Source organism: Maritalea sp., from assembly GCF_047634455.1.
Classification (GTDB): Bacteria; Pseudomonadota; Alphaproteobacteria; order Rhizobiales; family Devosiaceae; genus Maritalea.
In genome coordinates this window covers 20,058-39,793 of record NZ_JBLIAI010000011.1, presented here as the reverse complement: position 1 = coordinate 39,793, position 19,736 = coordinate 20,058, and the positions used below count along the sequence as shown (strand labels likewise).

The following is a 19,736-nucleotide window of genomic DNA, read 5'->3' as shown; positions in this document are numbered from 1 at the left end:
GTTGATTGCCCGTGAGTTATCCGTCAATAGCTCACAGCAAAGCACCACTTAGACAATGGTCGCGGTCCCATTCACAAACTTCCCGAACGCCATCAGGGCCTCAGATTTGTCAGTATGTTGGGGAGATGCAAGCGAATGCAGTTGGAACTTTTAGGGTTGGTTGCAGCAGCGGTGGCTGGATAGGTTTTTCAACCAAGCTTAGACAGGGTCATGCAAGCATGATCGGCGCAGCAAATGCCGCGCCGACGTCGATCGAGCACTACTTTGCTGGCTCTTTATCTTCACTGCTCAGCAAAAAGCCTTCTGTGTCGGTTGCGCGGGCGAGGCGCAGTTTCTCGCCTGCCTCATCCACTTCACGCTGCCGGTTCCACATTTGCGCGTACAGGCCATCCTGGGCCAACAAGCCCTCGTGGTTGCCCCGCTCTGCTATTTCCCCTGCCCGCAAAACAATGATCTCATCTGCATTGATCACCGTGGAAAGCCTGTGGGCAATCACTAAGGTCGTGCGGTTTTGCGACACATGATCAAGTGCCGATTGGATTTCACGTTCGGTTTGAGTATCAAGAGCTGATGTTGCCTCGTCAAGAATGAGGATTGGCGGGCTCTTCAAAATTGTCCGCGCAATCGCCACACGTTGCTTTTCACCACCAGACAGTTTCAACCCGCGTTCACCAACAGGTGTGTCGTAGCCCTGTGGCAAGCTGTCGATAAAGTCACCGATTTGCGCCAACTTTGCCGCTTCGCGAACTTCTTCGTCGGTTGCATCCGGGCGTCCATAGCGAATGTTGTAGGCGATGGTGTCGTTAAACAGCACTGTATCCTGTGGCACCATGCCGACGGCTGCACGTAGGGATTTTTGTGTAACATCGCGCACATCCAGCCCGCCAATTTCCACATTGCCTTCAATGACATCATAAAATCGATAAATGAGCCGAGAAATCGTGGATTTGCCTGCACCTGACGGGCCAACAACAGCAATGGTTTTGCCCGCTGGCACTTCAAAACTGACGCCCTTTAAGATCTCGCGGTCCGGATCGTAGTGAAATTTCACGTCGTTAAATTTGAGAACCGGTCCTGAGATATCCAAAGGTTTCGCATCGGGCTTGTCTTTGATTTCAGCGTCTTTATCGAGCAGCAAAAACATATTTTCAATGTCAGTCAGCGCTTGGCGAATTTCACGATAAACAAAACCAATGAAGTTTAGCGGTCGATAGATTTGCATCATATACATGTTGATCAACACGAAATCGCCAACCGAGATTTGACCCGCCAGCACGCTATTTACTGACATGATTGAGATGACAATCATACCAACCCAGAAAATGACAGCTTGGCCAAAATTGAGTAGACCGAGCGAGGTCCACATCCGGATCGCGGCCCCCTCATAGACGGCCATCGATTCATCGAACCGGCGCGCTTCCATCTCTTCATTGCCGAAATATTTGACGGTTTCGAAGTTCAGCAAACTGTCGATGGCTTTTGAGTTGGCTTCGGTGTCACTGTCATTCATTTTGCGGCGAATGCCGATACGCCAATTGCTCGCCTTCACTGTGAAATAGATGTAGGCAACAACGGTCAGTACTAAAACTGCAAGATATGGCAGCCCAAACCGCCAGACAAAAATCGTTGAAATAATAACAAACTGAACCAATGTCGGCGCTGTGTTGAGCATCGTGAAACGCACAATCGTTTCGATGCCCTTTGTGCCCCTCTCAATAACGCGCGAAAGGCCGCCCGTGCGCCGCTGCAAATGGTATCGAAGCGACAAAGCATGCAGGTGAACAAATGTTCGGCGTGCGAGTTGGCGCACGGCATGTTGGCCAACCGAGGCAAACAAAACGTCGCGCAATTGCATGAACATGCTCTCAACGATTTGCCCAAAACCGTAGGCAACAACAAAAGCTACAGCCAAGGTCAAACCAAAAAATTTGGCTTGTTCGACACCGCTGCCAATTTCTAATGAATCAATGACTTTGCTGTAAAAGAACGGCGCAAATGTTGAGGCGACCATTGCTGTTAGCAGCGCCAATAGTGCGAGCAACACCCGGGCTTTCAAGTCCGGGCGATCTGAGGGCCACATATAGGGCCATAGGTTTTTCAAGGTTGTGAATGTTGAACCTTCGTCCGCGCTCACGGTTTGTGTTTGGGTAACAGGACGACCTGTTGGCGCAAGGGCCATGTACTACTCCGATTTTTGTGGAACTAACTTTGCCGTGAGGGGGGCCACGGTGCGGTCAAACAAAGATTGCACAGCACCAAAACGTTCGGCGCAAATGCTATAACAATTTTTTGTGCCTTGGCCTTTTCGTTCAATCAAACCGGCCTCCAGCAACACTTTAAGGTGCTGCGACACGGTGGATTGAGCAAGGTCAACGCACGACATAACATCACCACAACACGGCGTGCGAATGTCAGAAAGATATCGCAAAATGGCCAGCCGCGCCGGGTGTGAAAGGGCGCGCATGGCTTTGGCAAGTTGCAGATCTTCGGGCGAAACTTCTTTCATCGTAATATTACGATAAAGCAATTCCGCCCGCAGTTCAAGCTCTATTCTTGATCTGGCAAATCAAATACTTGACCGGGGAAAATCAGGTTCGGGTTTGAAATATTGTTGGCATTGGCTTCGTATATGGTGGTGTACTTAACCCCGCTACCATAGACACGTCGTGCGATGGTCCACAAATTGTCGCCCTTGCGAATGATTGCTTTGCCGGACACAAACCGCTGCTGATCGCCTTCGCCTACTGCCACCGCTGTGATGGTGGGTATTTCTTGAGAAACATCAACCACATCCATTGTGGTTTGCTCTGGTACAGCCGCTTCATCCACCATATTTTCAACCACTTGGGCAGTATCGTTCGATGCTGCATCCTGCGGATCAGCAAGCGCGTCGTCAATTTTCGCGCTTTCTTTTGCTGGCACTAAGTCTGGTTGTATTTCTTCAACTTTAGCAACTTCCAGCGCCGTTTCGTCAGCTTGTTCAACAGGCTCGGGCAGAACGGCATCAGCTGTCACCTGTGCTTTCGGCTCAGCTAAGACTTGTGGCTCCATCGTTTCTTGAACAATGACAACGGGTTCCTCTGCTGGTGCTTCTACGACCTCGTCGACTTTGGCGACTTCTGTAACTTCTGTAACTTCTGTAACTTCTGTAACTTCTGTAACTTCTGTAACTTCTGTGACTTTGGCGACTTCTGTAACTTCTACGACTTCTGCCTCAGGTGATACTTGTGCCACCTCGGTTGCTTCTTCGCTCGCTGCAACTGTAGCAGTTGCGGGTTCCAGCTCGGTAACGGCCGCTGCTTCTTTTGTTTCAGCGTCCACAAGTTCCTCGGTCAATTCGACTTCAGGCTGGGCGGTTTCAACAACCAACTGCTCCTCGACAATTGGTTGTTCGGCAGTGGGTGTTTCCACCTCAGCAACAACGGCAATATCTGTTTCCGCGTCCGGAGTGACAATTGGAATTTCGACAAAATCTTCAACAACGAAATTCACTTCAGTCCGCGCAGTGACCTGCGACGTTTCCGCAACAAGCATGTCGGCGCGCACGCGCTGTGAAGCTTTGGTGAGCACGCTTTCGGCCTCGATCAACCAGCGACCATCAACAACAACTGCGTCCGCAATATATTGGTTGTCAACATAGACGCGCATGATCGCGCCGTCTGGCCCTGCGCCAGCGATGAAATTCATTACGCCGTCAATTTCGATTGCATCAATGGTTGGCTGCACGAATGTTTCAATCGCTTCAATGGCAATTTTTGCCGCCTCCGCCGTTGCGATCTCTTGCGCGGTTGGCACTGCTTCAGCTTCATTTACCGCCACGTCAGCAACAGATGAAATGGCTTCATCATTTGGTGGTTCGCTGGCTGTTGTACTTGCTTGTTCTGGCTGCTCAGTTTTTGCTGGTGTTTCGGCAGCGACTTCAGCGACTTCAATGGTCGCATTTTGCTGATCTTCAGCGGAAGTTGTTTGAGTGGCGGGCGCTGCGCTACCCGCAGTACTGGCCTCTGCTGAGGTTGCATTTTCGGCTGGCACAACATCTTCAGTTACAACTTCTTCAACGGCAATGTCTGCGACCTCAGTCACCTCAGCATCGGCACTGTCGGCTGCATCAGCGATTTTCGGCGCGGCCTCCGCTTCTGTCACTACATCCGTTACTGGCTCGGTCGCCACTGGTTCTGGCGTATCAGAATTGGGAATTTGCGTTTCATTTGAATCGGTTGCTGGGGGCTGTTCTGGTTCAGATTCAACAACTTCAGGTGTCGATTCAACCGCCTCTTCGGCTGCTTCTGCCACTTCAACGACCTGTTGATCCAGTCCTTGAAGTATATCTGAGGCCTGGCCGGGAATAGATGCGACAACGATTGGTTCTTTGTCACGACCCTCATGAATCAAGACGAGTTCTGATTTGGCTGCGGGTCTAAATGTGCCCTGTGCGTCTTGCGCCTCAACGGTGATCTCGACGCCACCAGTTGGTAATGGGTTTTCTGGAACGAACACCCACTCGCCACTGGGTCCGGACTTGGTTTTTCCCAAAATCTGGCCGTTCGATTTTACAACAACCACATCACCCACAGCTGCGGTACCCACAATGACGACCAGACCATCTGCGGTTGCCCGCGCGATCGTGAAGTCAGGCACTATATGGTCGTCTTCGCGCATGGCCGGTTCGGGTGCAATCGGCGCTGCGTCGGCTATAACTTCTTCTTCAGTATTTACAGCATCATTTGCGTTACTGACCTGCACACCATCATTGTCCCTACCAAGTACTTGGCTAACAACGCAGCTCAAGAATGGCTGATCAGACTGCTGAGAACAGGTGGAGATTGCCGGAGCGGCAACCACTCCGACAACGACGGCTGCGGTTGCTGCTGCAAATCCTAGCGCAACGAACAGATTTGAATTTGAAGTCGATTCAGCCAGGGTTGCCTCCCATTATTTTCGCGTTCCGACCATTTGATGAACCAGACTACCCTTTCTCTGGTTCGGTCTTTAGCAACTTGTACGTAACAGACTCATACAGCGCCTCGAACGAAGCATCAATGATGTTTGCAGAAACACCTACAGTAAACCATCTCTCGCCCGACTTATCCCTTGATTCTACCAGCACACGGGTGACCGCGCCCGTGCCACCGTTTAGGATACGCACCTTAAAATCCACCAATTCAAGATCATCAATTCGGTCCGAATATTTGCCCAAATCCTTGCGCATCGCCAAATCAAGCGCGTTGACCGGACCGTTACCTTCGGCAACCGACATCAAGATTTCGCCATCAACTTCGAGTTTCACAACCGCTTCGGACATGGTGACCATTTCACCGCGCGCATTAAAACGCCGCTCAACAGAAGTGCGGAAACTTTCGACACGAAAATATTCAGGCACTTGCCCGAGTGTTTTGCGGGCGAGCAGTGCAAATGAAGCGTCTGCACCATCATAAGAATAGCCGCGCGCTTCGCGTTCTTTTACCGTGTGCAATAGTCCATCTAATCGAGGATCATTTTTCTCGACTTGGATGCCAAAACGGGCCAGCACGGTCAAAAGGTTGGATTTCCCCGCTTGTTGCGACACCATCACATTGCGTTGATTGCCAACGATTTCAGGTTCAATATGCTCGTAGCACGACGGGTCTTTTTGCAAGGCCGATGCGTGAATACCCGCTTTTGTTGCAAAAGCCGATGCCCCAACGTAAGGCGATTGCCGTGCCGGTGCGCGGTTGAGCAATTCGTCGAAGCCGCGCGAAACGTTGGTGAGGCCCTGAAGCTGATCAGTCGAAATACCGATTTCAATTGCCGAAGCAAAAGGCTCTTTGAGCATCAAAGTCGGGATTAGTGAGATCAGATTTGCGTTGCCGCAGCGTTCGCCAATCCCGTTTAGGGTGCCCTGCACATGTCGCACGCCGGCGCGAACAGCCGCGAGCGTATTGGCAACCGCTTGCTCGGTATCATTATGCGCGTGAATGCCCAAATTGGCACCAGGCACCACATCTTTCACGGCAAGCACAATATCATGAATTTCACTCGGCATCGTGCCGCCGTTCGTGTCGCACAACACCACCCAACGTGCGCCTGCATCAAATGCAGACTTGGCGCAGTTTAAAGCGTATTCGGGGTTTGATTTATAGCCGTCAAAGAAATGCTCACAATCCACAATGGTTTCGCGCCCGGTTTTCACCGAAGCGCGCACAGACGCATCGATAGACTGTAAGTTTTCATCCAAACTAATGCCCATCGCCAGCTTTATCTGCCGATCCCAGGCTTTAGCGACGAAACAAATCGCTTCAGCTTCACTCTGCAATAAGCCCTGCAAACCGGGGTCATTGCCCACGGACCGCCCAGTGCGCTTGGTCATCCCGAATGCGGTGAAGGTGGCGTTTTTGGTCCGTTTTTTCGAGAAGAACTCGGTATCGACCATATTGGCACCGGGATAGCCACCCTCAACATAATCAATGCCCATATTGTCCAACAATTTGGCAATCGTAATCTTGTCTTCAACAGAGAATTCAATGCCAGCGGTTTGCGCGCCGTCGCGCAATGTTGTGTCAAACAGAAAAAGGCGTTCTTTGGTCATGTTTACTCTTCCGGCCATTTCTCAGTGTCGTGATCGGGGTGTTGGAAGTTTTTGAGCTTTAATTGTTGTTCTTTGAAATCAGCTGGTTCATCGACCACTGGCAACTCGTGCAAAGTATCAAAGCTCTTGATGCGCGCAGCCACGTCCAACTGCTTGTTCGGAGCAACTTCATTGGGGTTGTCGAACGCGCCGATGGCCAACGACACACCATCGCCGTGCCACTCGTATGTCAGTGGCGTTCCGCAATCTTTGCAAAAACCGCGTTTGGCGATGGTGGAACTAACAAAGTAGCTCACTTCGCCGCGCGTCCACGTCACCTTGTCGTCTTTAAAGGTCGCAAACGCGCCAAAATAGTTTCCCGTTTGTTTTTGGCACATACGGCAATGGCAAATTGACGGCCAGAACTCATCGCCGCGCGCCTGAAACCGGATCGCACCGCATTGGCAGCCGCCACTATGGATTATCTCGTTCATTATTCCACTTCCCAATTGGTCACCCGGTTGCCCACTTCGTCTTTGCCATCTTTGAGCTTAATACCCATTGCTGTTAGCTCGTCCCGAATGGCGTCCGCCTCACCCCACTCTTTCGAATTCAAATGTGCCAGACGAGCGGCAATTTTTACCTCGATCTGATCGGAGTTGTCGTGGCTGGGTCCGGCATTTTGTGCCTCCTCAAATGCCTGCATACCGTCAAATGTCACCATCCCGAGCAATTGCATAGAACCGAACAGCCGACGCGCATTGTGCTCTTTATCTCCGCCCGCATGGCGGTGTAATTCAGCGACGACACCTGACATATTCAAATCATTCGCCAAGTGCGCGAGCAGTTTTGAGCATGGCCCAAGCGCTTGATATTCTTCGCGGTTTTTCTCTGAAAAGCTCAAACCCAACTTCAACATCGCAGATTTCCAACGAGTGAGGTTTTTCTCTGCTTCCTCAAGCCGTTTTTTGGTGAAATCGATCGGTTCCCGATGGTTTGTCATCAACATGGCGAGGCGCAAAACTTCACCCGGCCATGCTCTAGCTCCGAATTTCTTTGTCTCCAGCAAGTCAGCAACAGTGTAAAAATTGCCCAAGCTCTTGGACATTTTTTCACCTTCGATTTGCAAGAAACCATTGTGCATCCACACATTGGCCATATGGCTTGTGCCATGGGCACAGCGTGACTGAGCCAATTCATTTTCATGGTGCGGGAACACTAAATCAATGCCGCCGCCATGTATGTCGAAATGCTTGCCGATATAGCGCTGAGACATCGCGGAACACTCGATGTGCCACCCCGGGCGTCCCCGCCCCCAAGGGCTTTTCCACGCCGGCTGGTTTTCGTCTGATAATTTCCACAACACAAAATCGCCGGGGCTTTTTTTGTGGGCCTCGACTTCCACACGTGCGCCCGCCAACATTTCATCCAAATTGCGGTTCGACAATTTGCCATAGTCCGCCATTGAGTTGACGTCGAATAGCACCTCACCGCCCGCAATATAGGCATGGTCTTTTTCGATCAGTGTTTCGATCATCACGATCATTTCGGCAATATTGTCGGTGGCACGCGGTTCAATTGTTGGGTCAAGGTTGCCCAGAGAAAGCATGTCCTTGCGATATTGAGACGCAGTTCGCTCGGTCACTTCGCGGATCGCGGCGTTGAGCTCCATTTTTGGATGTTCTTTGACAGCGCGCGCGTTGATCTTGTCATCAACGTCGGTGATGTTGCGCACATAGACCACATGCTCGGTGCCATAAACATGGCGCAGCAAGCGATAAAGCACATCAAATACGATCACAGGCCGCGCATTGCCGATATGGGCATAATCATAAACGGTGGGTCCACACACATACATGCGCACATTGTCCGCATCGATTGGAGCAAATTTTTCTTTGGTGCGTGTCAGTGTGTTGTAGAGTTGAATTTGTGTCATTTGCCCCAACCATAAAGGTGTTTGCCCTGTGGGCAGCGAGGTCAAATCTGTCTGAATTTGTCAAAGAAAGAACCACGCCGCCAATTGTGAATTAGCGAATAATAATGCAGCCGATAATGCAGATTGCGTTCTGGTTCATCATGATGCGCGCACTTTGCAATGGGCGTTGAGAAAAATCAAGCTGGAATCAAAAAAACGCCGCGCACGGCGACGTTTTCAAGTTCACGACGGCAGCGAAGTTGGTAATTCATCAAGCACAGAGTATGGTTGAGCGGGCGTTGCCCGCTCACTTATTTTTAGTAAATTCGTACAGTGGTCGCGACTGCTAAACGTTTTCGAGTTCTTTGGCATGCAACCAATCGGCGTGTTTTGGCGCGCGTTTGGTCTTTGACCATTCTTCGAGCATTTCCCACTTTACACTATCCAGCCGTTTTAAGAGCTCTGCTTCTTTGGGATCAGGGCAAGCCAATTCAACGCGGTGACCGTTCGGGTCGAAGAAATAGATGGAATGGAAAATCGAGTGGTCGGTGACACCCAGCACGTCGACACCATTGGCCTCCAGATGTTCTTTGAATTCAATCAGCGTGTCGCGATCTTTCACTTTAAATGCAATATGTTGCACCCAAACTGGTGTGTTTTCATCGCGGCCCATTTCCGGCTTAGTCGGCAATTCAAAAAATGCCAGAACGTTGCCATTTCCAGCATCAAGAAACAGATGCATATAGGGGTCAGGCTCATGGGTGGACGGCACGTGATCCTCGGCAATTGCCAACACAAAGTCCATGTTGAGCATTTTTGTGTACCACTCAACCGTTTCTTTGGCGTCTTTGCAGCGATAGGCGACGTGGTGGATTTGTTCGATCTTCATTGTTGCCTCCAAATTAGTTTCATCTGTAACTATATGGATAAATTAGTTGCGTTTGTCACTAATTGCAAGAAAAATCGATTAGTCAGCGATCTGAATGGTTTGTTTGATTTCGCCTAAAGGGGTACTGCCATCAACGGCCACAAATTGAATGGCAACCTCGTCGCCAGCTCTAAGGAACTGGGTAACTGCTTTTCCAGTTTTTTGTTTCTCGGCGGTTCGCGCTTCCACAATGCATGAAAACCCAATCCCATCGGTGCCAATTGGCAGCACTTCATCGTGCGTATTGGCAACGGTTCCTGATCCCAAAATGGTGCCAGCGCCAAGACTTCTGGTGCGTGCAGCCTCAGCAATCAATTGCGGATAGTTAAACAACATGTCCACTTCTGTGCGCGGCTGGCCAAGCATAACGCCATTCACACGCGACTGAAGCTTTCCCCCTAGTCTTTTGCCGTCCCATGCCTCGCCAAATTCATCTGGCGTAGCAACAACCGGGCCAAAGCTTGATGAGGGTTTTGCATGGAAGAATCCAAAGCCGCCTTGCAGATCATCCGCCACCAAACGGCGCAGCGATACATCGTTGCAGATGGTGATGAGTCGCACCGCGTCTTGGGTATGCTCAATGCCCGAGCCCATCGCAACCGGCCCAAGAATAACAGCCATTTCTGCTTCAAAATCCACCGCCAGATCATCGCTTGGCACCACCACATCATCGTGCGCTGCCAACAGCGTATCGGACCCACCTTGATACATGATCGGGCGTTCTGCTTGCAATTCCTCGTCTTTGGACCCAGATGCCGACCGCACACGCTCCAAATGGCTCATATAGGCGCTTGCATCGATCCATTGGAACGCACGCGGCAACGGCGCCATGGCCATTGAGGCATCAAAAGGCTTGCCTGCGATGTCGCCAGAATTGAGTTGAGCGCTGAGCGTTTGCAGCTTTGGTAACACCGCGTCCCACTGGTCCAAGGCAGATTGCAATGTTGGCGCAATAGCGCTCGCTTGAGTAAAACGTTTCAAATCTTTTGAGACAACTGCCAGTTGACCGTCAGGTGCGCCATTGCGCAAAGTTGCTAGCTTCATAATTTCTTCTCGATATGGAATTATTGAGTCAAATTTAATACGGTTTTGAGAAGCTTGTGCCAAGTACATTAAATCATTGCCATCAAATCGGCAGATTGATGTATTATTCGAAAATGGTTCTAAATTTGGTGAGTAGATTCGTGCAGCGCATTTCGGCGATTATTGTTGCCTTGTTTATTAGCTTTGGCATCGGCGGAGCTGCGTTTGCGCAGGCCGACAGTTGTAAGGCGTTACAACGCCAAATCCGATCATATGAACGCAACTCAGATTTTCGCGATGGGCGTGAAAATGACCAAGCTGCAAAAAATGCCCTGAGCTCTATCAAAAAATGGGAGAGCGAATTTGTGCGTGGCGGCTGCCAAAAAGTTGTAAACGCTGGTGGGCGCCTGGATAGAAATTGCCGTGCAGTCGCACGAAAAATAAAGCGTGAAAGAAGCGATTACACAAACGCGGTTTCAAAAGTCAAAAAAGGCAGCCAAGTGGCAGCGGCACGCGAAGCCGCACTGCAACAATATGCAAGGTTTGGCTGTAGCTCTAGCTCCAGTGGTTCTGTAACCCGGATTGATGCGACCCCAGAACGCAAAACCTTGTTTGAGCGGTTATTTGGCGGCGGGGATGACCGGATCAATGATGATGATATCTATGATTTTTCTGTCACCACCTATCGCACGGTCTGCGTTCGATCTTGCGACGGCTATTATTGGCCGGTGAGTTTTTCCACGGCCAGAGACAACATCAACAATGATGCTGGCATCTGCCAAGCGCAGGCGACTACGACTGATCTCTCCCTATACTATTATGACAATAGTGGCGGATCGCCTGAGGATATGGTCGACATTAATGGTCGGCGCTACGCAGACAGCCCAAATGCTTTTAAATATAGGCGCGAATTTGACGCCACTTGCAACGCCAAACAAACCGAAGTGTACGGCGTTATTGAAGCTGGAGAAAGTGGCGACTATTCACAGGCGGTGATTTCGTTTGGCGACATCAGTTTCCCATTGCCGCGCCGCGATCCACGCCAGGTGCAAGAAATTGAAGTGGTCGCCGCAAGTTATGTGCCGCTACCGCGCCCTCGCCCCAGACGTGAGGGCGAAAGCCAAATTGCAGTTGTGCTTAATAGTGAAGCGAATGCTGATTTGCGCTTAGTCACCGTTGGCGACAAGTCGGTTAGGATAGTCGGTCCTGACACGCCTTACGTCCCAGCAACGGCAGCAGGGTCGTAAGCTCGGGACCGTGCGACTGCCCGGTTAAAGCCAAACGGAGCGGCATAAACAAGCCTTTGCCTTTGCGTCCAGTTTGAGCTTTCAGCTGGTTGGTCCACTCGCCCCAAGTCGTCTCGTTCCAAGGCTCCGCCGGCAAGTTTTGTCGCGCTGCGTCAATGAACTCACGGTCTTCGTCCGCGACAATTGAATCGACAGGGCCTTTAACCAACTCACCCCATTGAATGATCTCGCCAAATTTGGCGAGGTTTTCGTGCACCGCATTCCAAAGTGCTTCGGCGTCTTCCAGCCCAAGCGCCGCAAGGCGATCTTTGACGTCGTCATAGCTTAGATGATGCACCATACGTGCATTGAACGCATCCAGTTCTGCTGGGTCAAACCGCGCTGAACTGCGCGAAACCATTGAAACATCAAACGTTTGTGCAAGCACTTCAAGCGATGCATGTGGTGCGACGGGTTGGCTGGTGCCCGTAAGAATGGCGATCAACGCAACCGCAAGCGCTTCATAACCTTCTTCACGCAGGTTGGTGAGCGACAATGAGCCTTTGCGTTTTGAAAACCCCTCGCCTGTTGCATCGGTCAACAAGTTGTGGTGGCCAAACGTTGGCGCTACGGCCCCCAACGTTTCAAACAGTTCGATTTGTGCGCCAGTATTAGTGACGTGATCTTCGCCACGAATGATGTGGGTTACACCCATTTCGATGTCATCCACAACTGAAGGCAGAGTATAAAGATAGCTGCCATCTTCACGGATCAAAACCGGGTCCGACATCGTGTCGGTGTTCACTTTTTGCGCGCCACGTACCACGTCTTCAAAAACAACTTCTTTACCTTCAAGTTTGAAACGCCAATGGGGTCTGCGACCCTCGGTTTCCAACTTGGCTTTGTCTTCATCGGTGAGGTCCAAGGCCGCACGATCGTAGATCGGTGGTTTGCCCATTGCGCGCGCCCGCGCGCGGCGGCGATTAAGTTCGTCGGCTGTTTCGTAACAAGCATATAGGCGACCCGCAGCGATCAGCTTGTCGCGCGCAGCATCATGCGAGGCTTTGCGTTCAGATTGGCGCTCAAGCCGGTGCGGTTTAATGCCAAGCCATGCCAAATCCAACTCAATTGCGTCGGCATATTCCTGTTTGGAACGTTCCAAATCAGTGTCATCAAAACGTAAGATGAATTGACCACCAGTTTTGAGCGCAAACATCCAATTCATCAAAGCAGGTCGGGCATTGCCCAGGTGAATATAGCCAGTGGGTGAAGGCGCAAAGCGCACGACTGTGGTCATTGATGTAATCCCTTTGGATTTAGTTCCCTTGGTCTCGATAACCGTTGGTGATTGGATATTTACGGCCAAACCCAAATGCCTTTGCAGTTAGTTTTGGTCCTGGCGCTGATTGGCGTCGTTTGTACTCTGCGATATAAAGCAATTTTTGGATTTTGGCGACAATTTCTGCGTCAAATCCTTCAGCAATTATTTCTTCAATCGATTCCTCGCCTTCAACCAAGCGCTGCAATATGCCATCGAGCATTGGGTATGGCGGCAAGCTGTCTTGATCTTTTTGATCTTCGCGCAACTCAGCGCTCGGTGCTTTGGAAATGATCGAGGGTGGGATGACTTCGCCTTTTGGCCCAAGGCAATCCTGGGGCACATTGTTGTTGCGCCATTCTGCCAAATGATAGACCTGCATTTTATAGAGATCTTTGATCGGGTTGAAGCCACCATTCATGTCGCCATAAATCGTTGCATAGCCAACAGCCATTTCGGATTTGTTGCCTGTCGTAATCAGCATTGATCCAAGCTTGTTTGAAACGCCCATCAAGTAAGTGCCACGCATCCGCGATTGCAGGTTTTCTTCTGCCAAACCCGGCTTAAGTCCTGTAAACACGGGCGCTAGCGCCTCGTTCGCCGCTTCCACGGCATCGCCAATCGATACAATATCATAGCGCACGCCCAATCGTTGGGCGCAATCTTTTGCGTCGTTAAGACTGTCCTTTGACGTATATCTGTAGGGCAACATGATGCAGTGCACATTTTCTGGTCCCAGCGCATCGACCGCCATTGCGGCAACGATTGCACTATCGATGCCGCCCGAAAGGCCCAGCACGACAGATTTGAAGTGGTTTTTGTGAATATAATCGCGCAAGCTCAAAACACAGGCGCGCCACGGCGCTTCATCTGCCGACACCAAATTAGTGATGTGAGGCTCATCGCAAACCCATTGCTCGCCGCGCCGCACCCAATCGCTGAAAACTATTTGCTCTTCGAAACTTTTGGCTTGGAATGCGAGTGATCTATCTGCATTCAGCCCAAATGACGCGCCATCAAAAACCAACTCGTCCTGGCCGCCGACTTGATTGAGATAAAGGAGCGGCAATTCGGTTTCCACAACCCGTTGCACGACTTCATTCACGCGCACATCTTGCTTGTTGCGCCAATAGGGAGAACCGTTGGGGCAAAGCAGCATTTCAGCGCCGGTTTCCACCAAACATTCGCAAACGTCGGGCCACCAAATGTCTTCACAAATAGGGACGCCGATGCGCACATTGTGAATATTGAATGGGCCGGGCAAAGGGCCTGCCTCAAAGTACCGTTTTTCGTAGAAAACATCGTCGTTCGGCAACACATGTTTGGCGCGCCAATCAACAATTTTACCGTCCTGTGCCAGCAGCACCGCATTATAAAGTTTATCGCTGTCGCGCCAAACACACGGGATAAGCGCGGCAATATGTTCGTCTTTGGTCATCTCCGCCAGTTCACAAGCCGTTTCCATCGCATCGGCGACAAATTTCGGTTTAAACAGCAAATCTTCGGGGAAGTATCCGGTGACAAACAATTCCGGATAAAGAATTATATCAGCGTTCGCGACGATGGCGTCGGCCAACGCCTTTTTGCCTTTTTCAAGGTTTTTTGAAAGCGCGCCAACGGTTGGATTAAGCTGAGCGAGCGCAATGCGCAATTTATCGGTCACGAAGAACGTCCAGAACTGGTCAAAAACTGGGCTAGGTGTAGCGATTCAAGTGCTGATGCGCAAGGCGTTCGCAACGACACAAAAAAACGCACCCAAAAATGAGGCGCGTTTTAGAATCATTTGAAATATTTCGGCTTAGAAATCCACTGAGATCTCGGCGAGAATACCGTACCGCCACATGGAGAATGCATCAATATCGCTAACATAATCCTGCAACGAAACCGTACCATCTTGGTCAAATATAGTATCAGCATCCGTGTCGATGCCGTCTGTTATCGTCGCGACTTCGTATCGAGCCTCGCCTCTGCCATTCAAATACCATGCGCGTCCACCAATACGGAAATTCCAGTTGTCCAGCTTGGTGCCAAGCATCAACTCTCCCGTTGCACCAAAACCGCTACCTTCGAAACTGGTTGGTCCGGATTGTGTGCGGACATACGTACCAAAGTCAGTCGTGGGGTAGAGCGCTGCAGCGCTAGTTCCGCTGATCATTGCATATGGAATTGCAGCCACCTCAGCCGACAAATTCAGAGCACCAAAGTCGACATCGCCGGAAACACCTAACCGAAGGGCATTGATGTTTAAACTATTGATGCTGCTATCACCACCATAAGTCGCTTCTCCATTCGCTGGATTCCACGAGACGTCACTTGCAGAATTGATTGCTGCATAGTTCCCTCGTCCCATATCGGGTGCGTCGTTCCAATATTGGTAACCAACAATACCGCCAAAGGCTGCGCGGTTATCCCCATCTTCCCAAGTCAGTGGTTGATAACCAAAGTCTGCAACGGCATAGGCAACGCGGCCATCGATTATGGTTCCGCTACTGGGTGTTGCTGTATTGCTGTACGTCCCAGAAATTAGTCCTGAATAACCGCCATATGCTTTCAGGTAGGAATTTGTCGCCCGGTCGTTCAATCGCAAGAACGCTTCAGCAACATGTGCAGTATCATTCGCAGTGAAATCATAACCGAATAATCCAACATCCTGTGCGCCCACAGAGTACCAGTAACGAACACCAGCCTCAAAATCCATCAGCGGCTCAGTTGGCTCATCCCAGCTATTATAAGTTCCGCGCATTTCAGGTGGAGGAATATATTCCGCGGCCAATGCAACGCTTGCGCTGCCCATTGCTGCCACACTCACCAATAATCCCAAACCCAGATGCCGCATGGCCAACTCCAATTGCGTAATTCAAATCACTCTTGGCTATTTATGATTGATTAAGGTTAAGGGGGCGCTAAAACTCCCTTAACAAACTGATAACACAACAAAAAACACCGCCCCATTTCTGGAGCGGTGTTCGTATCGATTGTGCTTTATTTTGAAGCGTTTAAATCGCAGCTAAATTGCGTGGGCGCACAGGGCGCTGGTCACGCATCTCTTCTGCCACTAAGAACGCCAATTCAAGCGCCTGAGAAGCGTTTAGGCGCGGGTCACAATGCGTGTGGTAGCGGCTTTCAAGGTCAGCTTCAGTTACTGCTGAAGACCCACCAACGCACTCTGTCACGTCTGCTCCGGTCATCTCGACATGTACGCCACCAGCGTATGTGCCAAGCTGACGGTGAACTTCAAAGAAGCTCTTCAATTCTGACAACACATAGTCAAATGGACGTGTTTTAAAGCCAGTAGAGGCTTTAACGGTATTGCCGTGCATTGGATCACACGACCAAACTACTGTGCGGCCTTCGCTCTTGACCAGTTCAACCAAACGCGGCAGCTCATCATTGATTTTTTCGGCCCCAAAACGGGTGATCAATGTCAGACGTCCGGCTTCGTTTTCCGGATTCAACTTGTCCATCAAACGTTTAAGATCATCGCTTTTTAGCGTCGGACCACATTTCATTCCAATTGGGTTTTTGATGCCGGAAAAGTACTCAACATGGGCCTCATCAATGTCGCGCGTACGGTCACCAATCCAAAGCATATGGCCGGATGTGGCGTACCAATCATTCGTGATCGAATCGCGACGTGTGAACGCCTGCTCGTAGCCAAGTAGCAATGCCTCGTGGCTGGTGTAGAACTTTGTTTCCCGCAATTGCTGCGTGTTATCCGCATTGATGCCGAGCGCGCGCATAAAGTCGATCGCGTCGTCAATCTTTTTCGCCACCGCTTCATATTGATTATAGGAGGCGGTGTCTTTGATGAACTCCATCGTCCACTCATGGGTGCGCTCAAGATTGGCATAACCACCAGAGGCAAAAGCACGAATGAGGTTCAATGTCGCTGCGGATTGGCGATAGGCCATCGTCATGCGATTTGGATCCGGCACGCGAGAAGCTTCGTCAAAGTCGATCCCATTAATGATGTCACCGCGATAGCTGGGCAATGTCACACCATCAATAGTTTCATTGTCGGATGAACGCGGCTTAGCGAACTGCCCCGCAACACGCCCGACTTTGACGACAGGCTTAGAGCCGCCAGAGGTCAGCACCACGGCCATTTGCAAAAATACACGGAAGAAATCTCGGATGTGGTCTGCGTGATGTTCGGCAAAGCTTTCAGCGCAATCGCCGCCCTGCAGCAAAAACGCTTTGCCGTGCGCCACGTCTGCCAATTGCTCTTTTAGTCCGCGGGTTTCGCCTGCAAATACGAGAGGCGGAAATGATGAAAGGCGCTCTTCAACAGCTGCCAGTTCCGCCTTATCTGGATAAGCCGGAACCTGGCGGACGTCTTTCGATCTCCAGCTATCAGGTGTCCAGTTACTCATTGTTCTACTCGCTTTCACATTTTTTCGATGAATGAACTCAGAGGATTTAGCAAACTTTTGCCCCGCAAACCAGCAATGAATGTGGAAACTGGTCCAGTATTATACTAAAAGCGACCATCCACCTCATTCTGATGAAGAATCATCATGCTATTGTCGGACAAAGAGCAGTTTTTTGTAGCATTGGAGTTTTGATGCGTAACCTTGATCACAAACACTCTCACGAGGCCATCAAGGCGCGGTTGAGAAATGGACCCAGTATCTCATACCTAAGAGATTGGATTTATGGTGGCATTGATGGGGCGGTAACAACTTTTGCCATTGTTGCGGGCGTTGTTGGTGCAGAATTGTCTGCGGGCATTGTTCTGATCTTAGGCGTTGCGAACTTGCTGGCCGACGGGTTTTCCATGGCGGCGTCCAACTATTCTGGCACGAAAGCAGAAATCGACGATTATAAGCGCGTTCGAGCTGCTGAAATCCGACATATCACTGAACATCCGGACGGTGAACGAGAAGAAGTGCGCCAGATATTCTTGGCCAAAGGCTACGAAGGAGCTGAACTAGATGAGATCGTACATTTAGTCACGAGCAACCAAGACATGTGGCTAGAGGTGATGCTCGCCGAGGAATATGGCATCTCCGCTGTACAACGGTCGCCAGCCAAAGCCTCCATCGCAACGTTTTGGGCCTTTGTTGTGTGTGGTGCGGTGCCACTGATCCCCTATCTGTTTGGATTACCTGCCAGTGCAGCCCTTGCAGCAATTATGACCGGGGCGGTATTCTTGGCCATTGGCGCGGCAAAATCACTTTGGTCAACAGCAAGTTGGTACGTGAGCGCACTTGAGACTTTTGCAATTGGCATATCAGCTGCGGGCCTTGCCTATGCAGTCGGGTTCATCCTCAAAACAATCGTTGGTATCGCCTAGTCGAAAGCTGCAACATTGGCGATCTGTGCCACTCAAGAAAGCGCGCAGCTATGGTCTGAACTCAATTGAGTTCAGACCCTAAGCCAACCGTATGCCGTTTTCCAGTTGATATGTTGGTGATTTCAGGGTCACAAGTTCTTCAGCAGCAGTTGGATGCACGGCAATGGTCCGGTCAAAGTCGGCCTTTGTTGCGCCCATTGACACCGCAATGCCAACCATCTGGATCATCTCGCCCGATGTTGGACCAACAATATGCACGCCAAGAACTTTGTCTGTCTCACCATCGGTGATCAATTTGAACATCATTTTTTCTGGTCGCGCGGTTAGCGTATTTTGCATGGGGCGGAATGTGGAGATGTAGACGTTAATTTTTGCATGTGATGATCCTGCATCATGCTCGGTCAATCCGACTGTGCCAATTTCAGGTTCAGAGAACACAGCTGTTGGGATAATCGAATGATCAACAGCGGTTGGGTTATTGTTATAAACCGTTTCTGCAAACGCCGCGCCTTCGCGAATAGCAACCGGTGTTAGCGCGACCCTATTTGTGATATCACCGACAGCGTAAACTGAAGGGCAACTGGTTTGTGAATAGGCATCCACATGAATTGCCCGACCTGCATTGAGATTAACGTCAGCTTTTTCCAACCCGAGCCCTTCAATATTTGGCACGCGGCCCGTTGCAAACATGACCTCGCCGAAATCCACAACCTCATCGGTCGAAAAACTCACATCAATGTTGCCCGATGCGCAACGGTCCATGCGGGTGATCTCGCTATTCAACTTAATCTCTACGCCGCGCGCTTTCATCTGCTCAGCAACAATTTCGCGCACGTCAGCGTCAAAGCCGCGCAAAATTTGATCGCCACGATAAAGCAAAGTTGTTTCAACACCCAAGCCCGCAAAAATTCCGGCAAACTCCACCGCAATATAGCCGCCGCCATTGACCAAAATCCGCTTAGGTAATTTTTCAAGGTGGAAAGCTTCGTTAGATGTGATGCCCATTTCAGCGCCTGGAATATTTGGCACAAACGGGCGTCCACCGGTTGCGACAAGAATTCGGTCTGCGGTCAATTCCTGTTGGGCTTTGGCAAGTCTTACGCTGTTTGGACCCGTGACAACGCCGCGGTCGCGGATGGTCTCGACCTTCGCGCCGTCTAGTATGTTGCCATATATGTTTTCAAGCCGGTCGATCTCTTTATTCTTGTTGGCCAACAATGTTGCCCAATCGAATTTTGGCTCGCCAAACGACCAGCCAAAGCTTTGTGCCACGTCAAACTGTTCTGGGAATCGACTTGCCAGCACGAACAGTTTTTTCGGCACACAACCTCGAATTACACATGTTCCGCCCAATCTATACTCTTCTATGATCGCGACTTTAGCACCGTAAGTCGACGCCATACGCGCCGCACGAACGCCGCCAGAACCAGCGCCAATGACAACAAGATCGTAATGAGAGGACATGGGGTTTCTCCAGTTCAACAAA

At 50.5% G+C, this 19,736-nt stretch carries 15 protein-coding genes; 2 read left to right on the top strand and 13 right to left on the bottom strand.

Annotation, left to right across the window (positions count from 1 at the left end; translation table 11 throughout):
• Nucleotides 1–259: 259 nt before the first annotated feature.
• The 8 genes from ACJAZW_RS05160 to ACJAZW_RS05125 all read right to left on the bottom strand — a co-directional run bounded on the left by ACJAZW_RS05160 (nucleotide 260) and on the right by ACJAZW_RS05125 (nucleotide 10,431).
• Nucleotides 260–2,179, bottom strand: a complete 1,920-nt coding sequence (locus tag ACJAZW_RS05160; RefSeq protein ID WP_415155808.1) for an ABCB family ABC transporter ATP-binding protein/permease — start codon at nucleotides 2,177–2,179, stop codon at nucleotides 260–262.
• Between the two features lie 3 nt (nucleotides 2,180–2,182).
• Nucleotides 2,183–2,506: an ArsR/SmtB family transcription factor gene (locus ACJAZW_RS05155; protein ID WP_415155807.1), complete on the bottom strand. Its 324-nt coding sequence runs from the start codon at nucleotides 2,504–2,506 to the stop codon at nucleotides 2,183–2,185.
• Nucleotides 2,507–2,547: 41 nt separating this feature from the next.
• Nucleotides 2,548–4,788 (bottom strand): LysM peptidoglycan-binding domain-containing protein, encoded by a 2,241-nt coding sequence (locus ACJAZW_RS05150; RefSeq protein WP_415155806.1) that lies wholly within the window; start codon nucleotides 4,786–4,788, stop codon nucleotides 2,548–2,550.
• A 178-nt stretch (nucleotides 4,789–4,966) separates the two neighbouring features.
• On the bottom strand, nucleotides 4,967–6,565 hold the full coding sequence (gene cimA / locus ACJAZW_RS05145; protein ID WP_415155805.1) for a citramalate synthase: 1,599 nt from the start codon (nucleotides 6,563–6,565) through the stop codon (nucleotides 4,967–4,969).
• Between the two features lie 2 nt (nucleotides 6,566–6,567).
• Complete coding sequence (locus ACJAZW_RS05140) at nucleotides 6,568–7,038, bottom strand: GFA family protein (protein WP_415155804.1); 471 nt, start codon at nucleotides 7,036–7,038, stop codon at nucleotides 6,568–6,570.
• Nucleotides 7,038–8,480 carry a cysteine--tRNA ligase gene (gene cysS / locus ACJAZW_RS05135; protein WP_415155803.1) on the bottom strand — a complete coding sequence of 481 codons (1,443 nt, stop codon included), beginning with the start codon at nucleotides 8,478–8,480 and terminating at the stop codon, nucleotides 7,038–7,040. Before cysS ends, ACJAZW_RS05140 begins: the two co-directional genes overlap by 1 nt.
• Nucleotides 8,481–8,805: 325 nt before the next feature.
• Nucleotides 8,806–9,348: a VOC family protein gene (locus ACJAZW_RS05130; protein ID WP_415155802.1), complete on the bottom strand. Its 543-nt coding sequence runs from the start codon at nucleotides 9,346–9,348 to the stop codon at nucleotides 8,806–8,808.
• Between the two features lie 78 nt (nucleotides 9,349–9,426).
• Nucleotides 9,427–10,431, bottom strand: a complete 1,005-nt coding sequence (locus ACJAZW_RS05125) for a fumarylacetoacetate hydrolase family protein (protein WP_415155801.1) — start codon at nucleotides 10,429–10,431, stop codon at nucleotides 9,427–9,429.
• A 128-nt stretch (nucleotides 10,432–10,559) separates the two neighbouring features.
• Here ACJAZW_RS05125 and ACJAZW_RS05120 point away from each other — a divergent pair, with 128 nt between their 5' ends.
• The gene (locus tag ACJAZW_RS05120; protein ID WP_415155800.1) at nucleotides 10,560–11,657 is read left to right on the top strand and encodes a DUF2865 domain-containing protein; all 1,098 of its coding nucleotides are present in this window, start codon (nucleotides 10,560–10,562) and stop codon (nucleotides 11,655–11,657) included.
• Here the strand turns inward: ACJAZW_RS05120 and gltX are convergent.
• The 4 genes from gltX to ACJAZW_RS05100 all read right to left on the bottom strand — a co-directional run bounded on the left by gltX (nucleotide 11,602) and on the right by ACJAZW_RS05100 (nucleotide 17,327).
• Nucleotides 11,602–12,933, bottom strand: coding sequence for a glutamate--tRNA ligase (gltX, locus tag ACJAZW_RS05115; protein ID WP_415155799.1), 1,332 nt, complete (start codon nucleotides 12,931–12,933; stop codon nucleotides 11,602–11,604). The two genes, ACJAZW_RS05120 and gltX, sit on opposite strands and share 56 nt — an antisense overlap.
• A gap of 19 nt (nucleotides 12,934–12,952) precedes the next feature.
• Nucleotides 12,953–14,617 (bottom strand): NAD+ synthase, encoded by a 1,665-nt coding sequence (locus ACJAZW_RS05110; RefSeq protein ID WP_415155798.1) that lies wholly within the window; start codon nucleotides 14,615–14,617, stop codon nucleotides 12,953–12,955.
• Between the two features lie 135 nt (nucleotides 14,618–14,752).
• Nucleotides 14,753–15,790 carry a hypothetical protein gene (locus ACJAZW_RS05105; RefSeq protein ID WP_415155797.1) on the bottom strand — a complete coding sequence of 346 codons (1,038 nt, stop codon included), beginning with the start codon at nucleotides 15,788–15,790 and terminating at the stop codon, nucleotides 14,753–14,755.
• A 160-nt stretch (nucleotides 15,791–15,950) separates the two neighbouring features.
• The gene (locus ACJAZW_RS05100; protein ID WP_415155796.1) at nucleotides 15,951–17,327 is read right to left on the bottom strand and encodes a class II 3-deoxy-7-phosphoheptulonate synthase; all 1,377 of its coding nucleotides are present in this window, start codon (nucleotides 17,325–17,327) and stop codon (nucleotides 15,951–15,953) included.
• A gap of 191 nt (nucleotides 17,328–17,518) precedes the next feature.
• On the opposite strand from ACJAZW_RS05100, the gene ACJAZW_RS05095 reads away from it, so the two are divergent.
• Complete coding sequence (locus tag ACJAZW_RS05095) at nucleotides 17,519–18,250, top strand: VIT1/CCC1 transporter family protein (RefSeq protein WP_415155795.1); 732 nt, start codon at nucleotides 17,519–17,521, stop codon at nucleotides 18,248–18,250.
• 78 nt (nucleotides 18,251–18,328) lie between these two features.
• On the opposite strand, the gene gor is transcribed toward ACJAZW_RS05095, so the two are convergent.
• Nucleotides 18,329–19,714 carry a glutathione-disulfide reductase gene (gene gor, locus ACJAZW_RS05090; protein ID WP_415155794.1) on the bottom strand — a complete coding sequence of 462 codons (1,386 nt, stop codon included), beginning with the start codon at nucleotides 19,712–19,714 and terminating at the stop codon, nucleotides 18,329–18,331.
• Nucleotides 19,715–19,736: the final 22 nt, after the last annotated feature.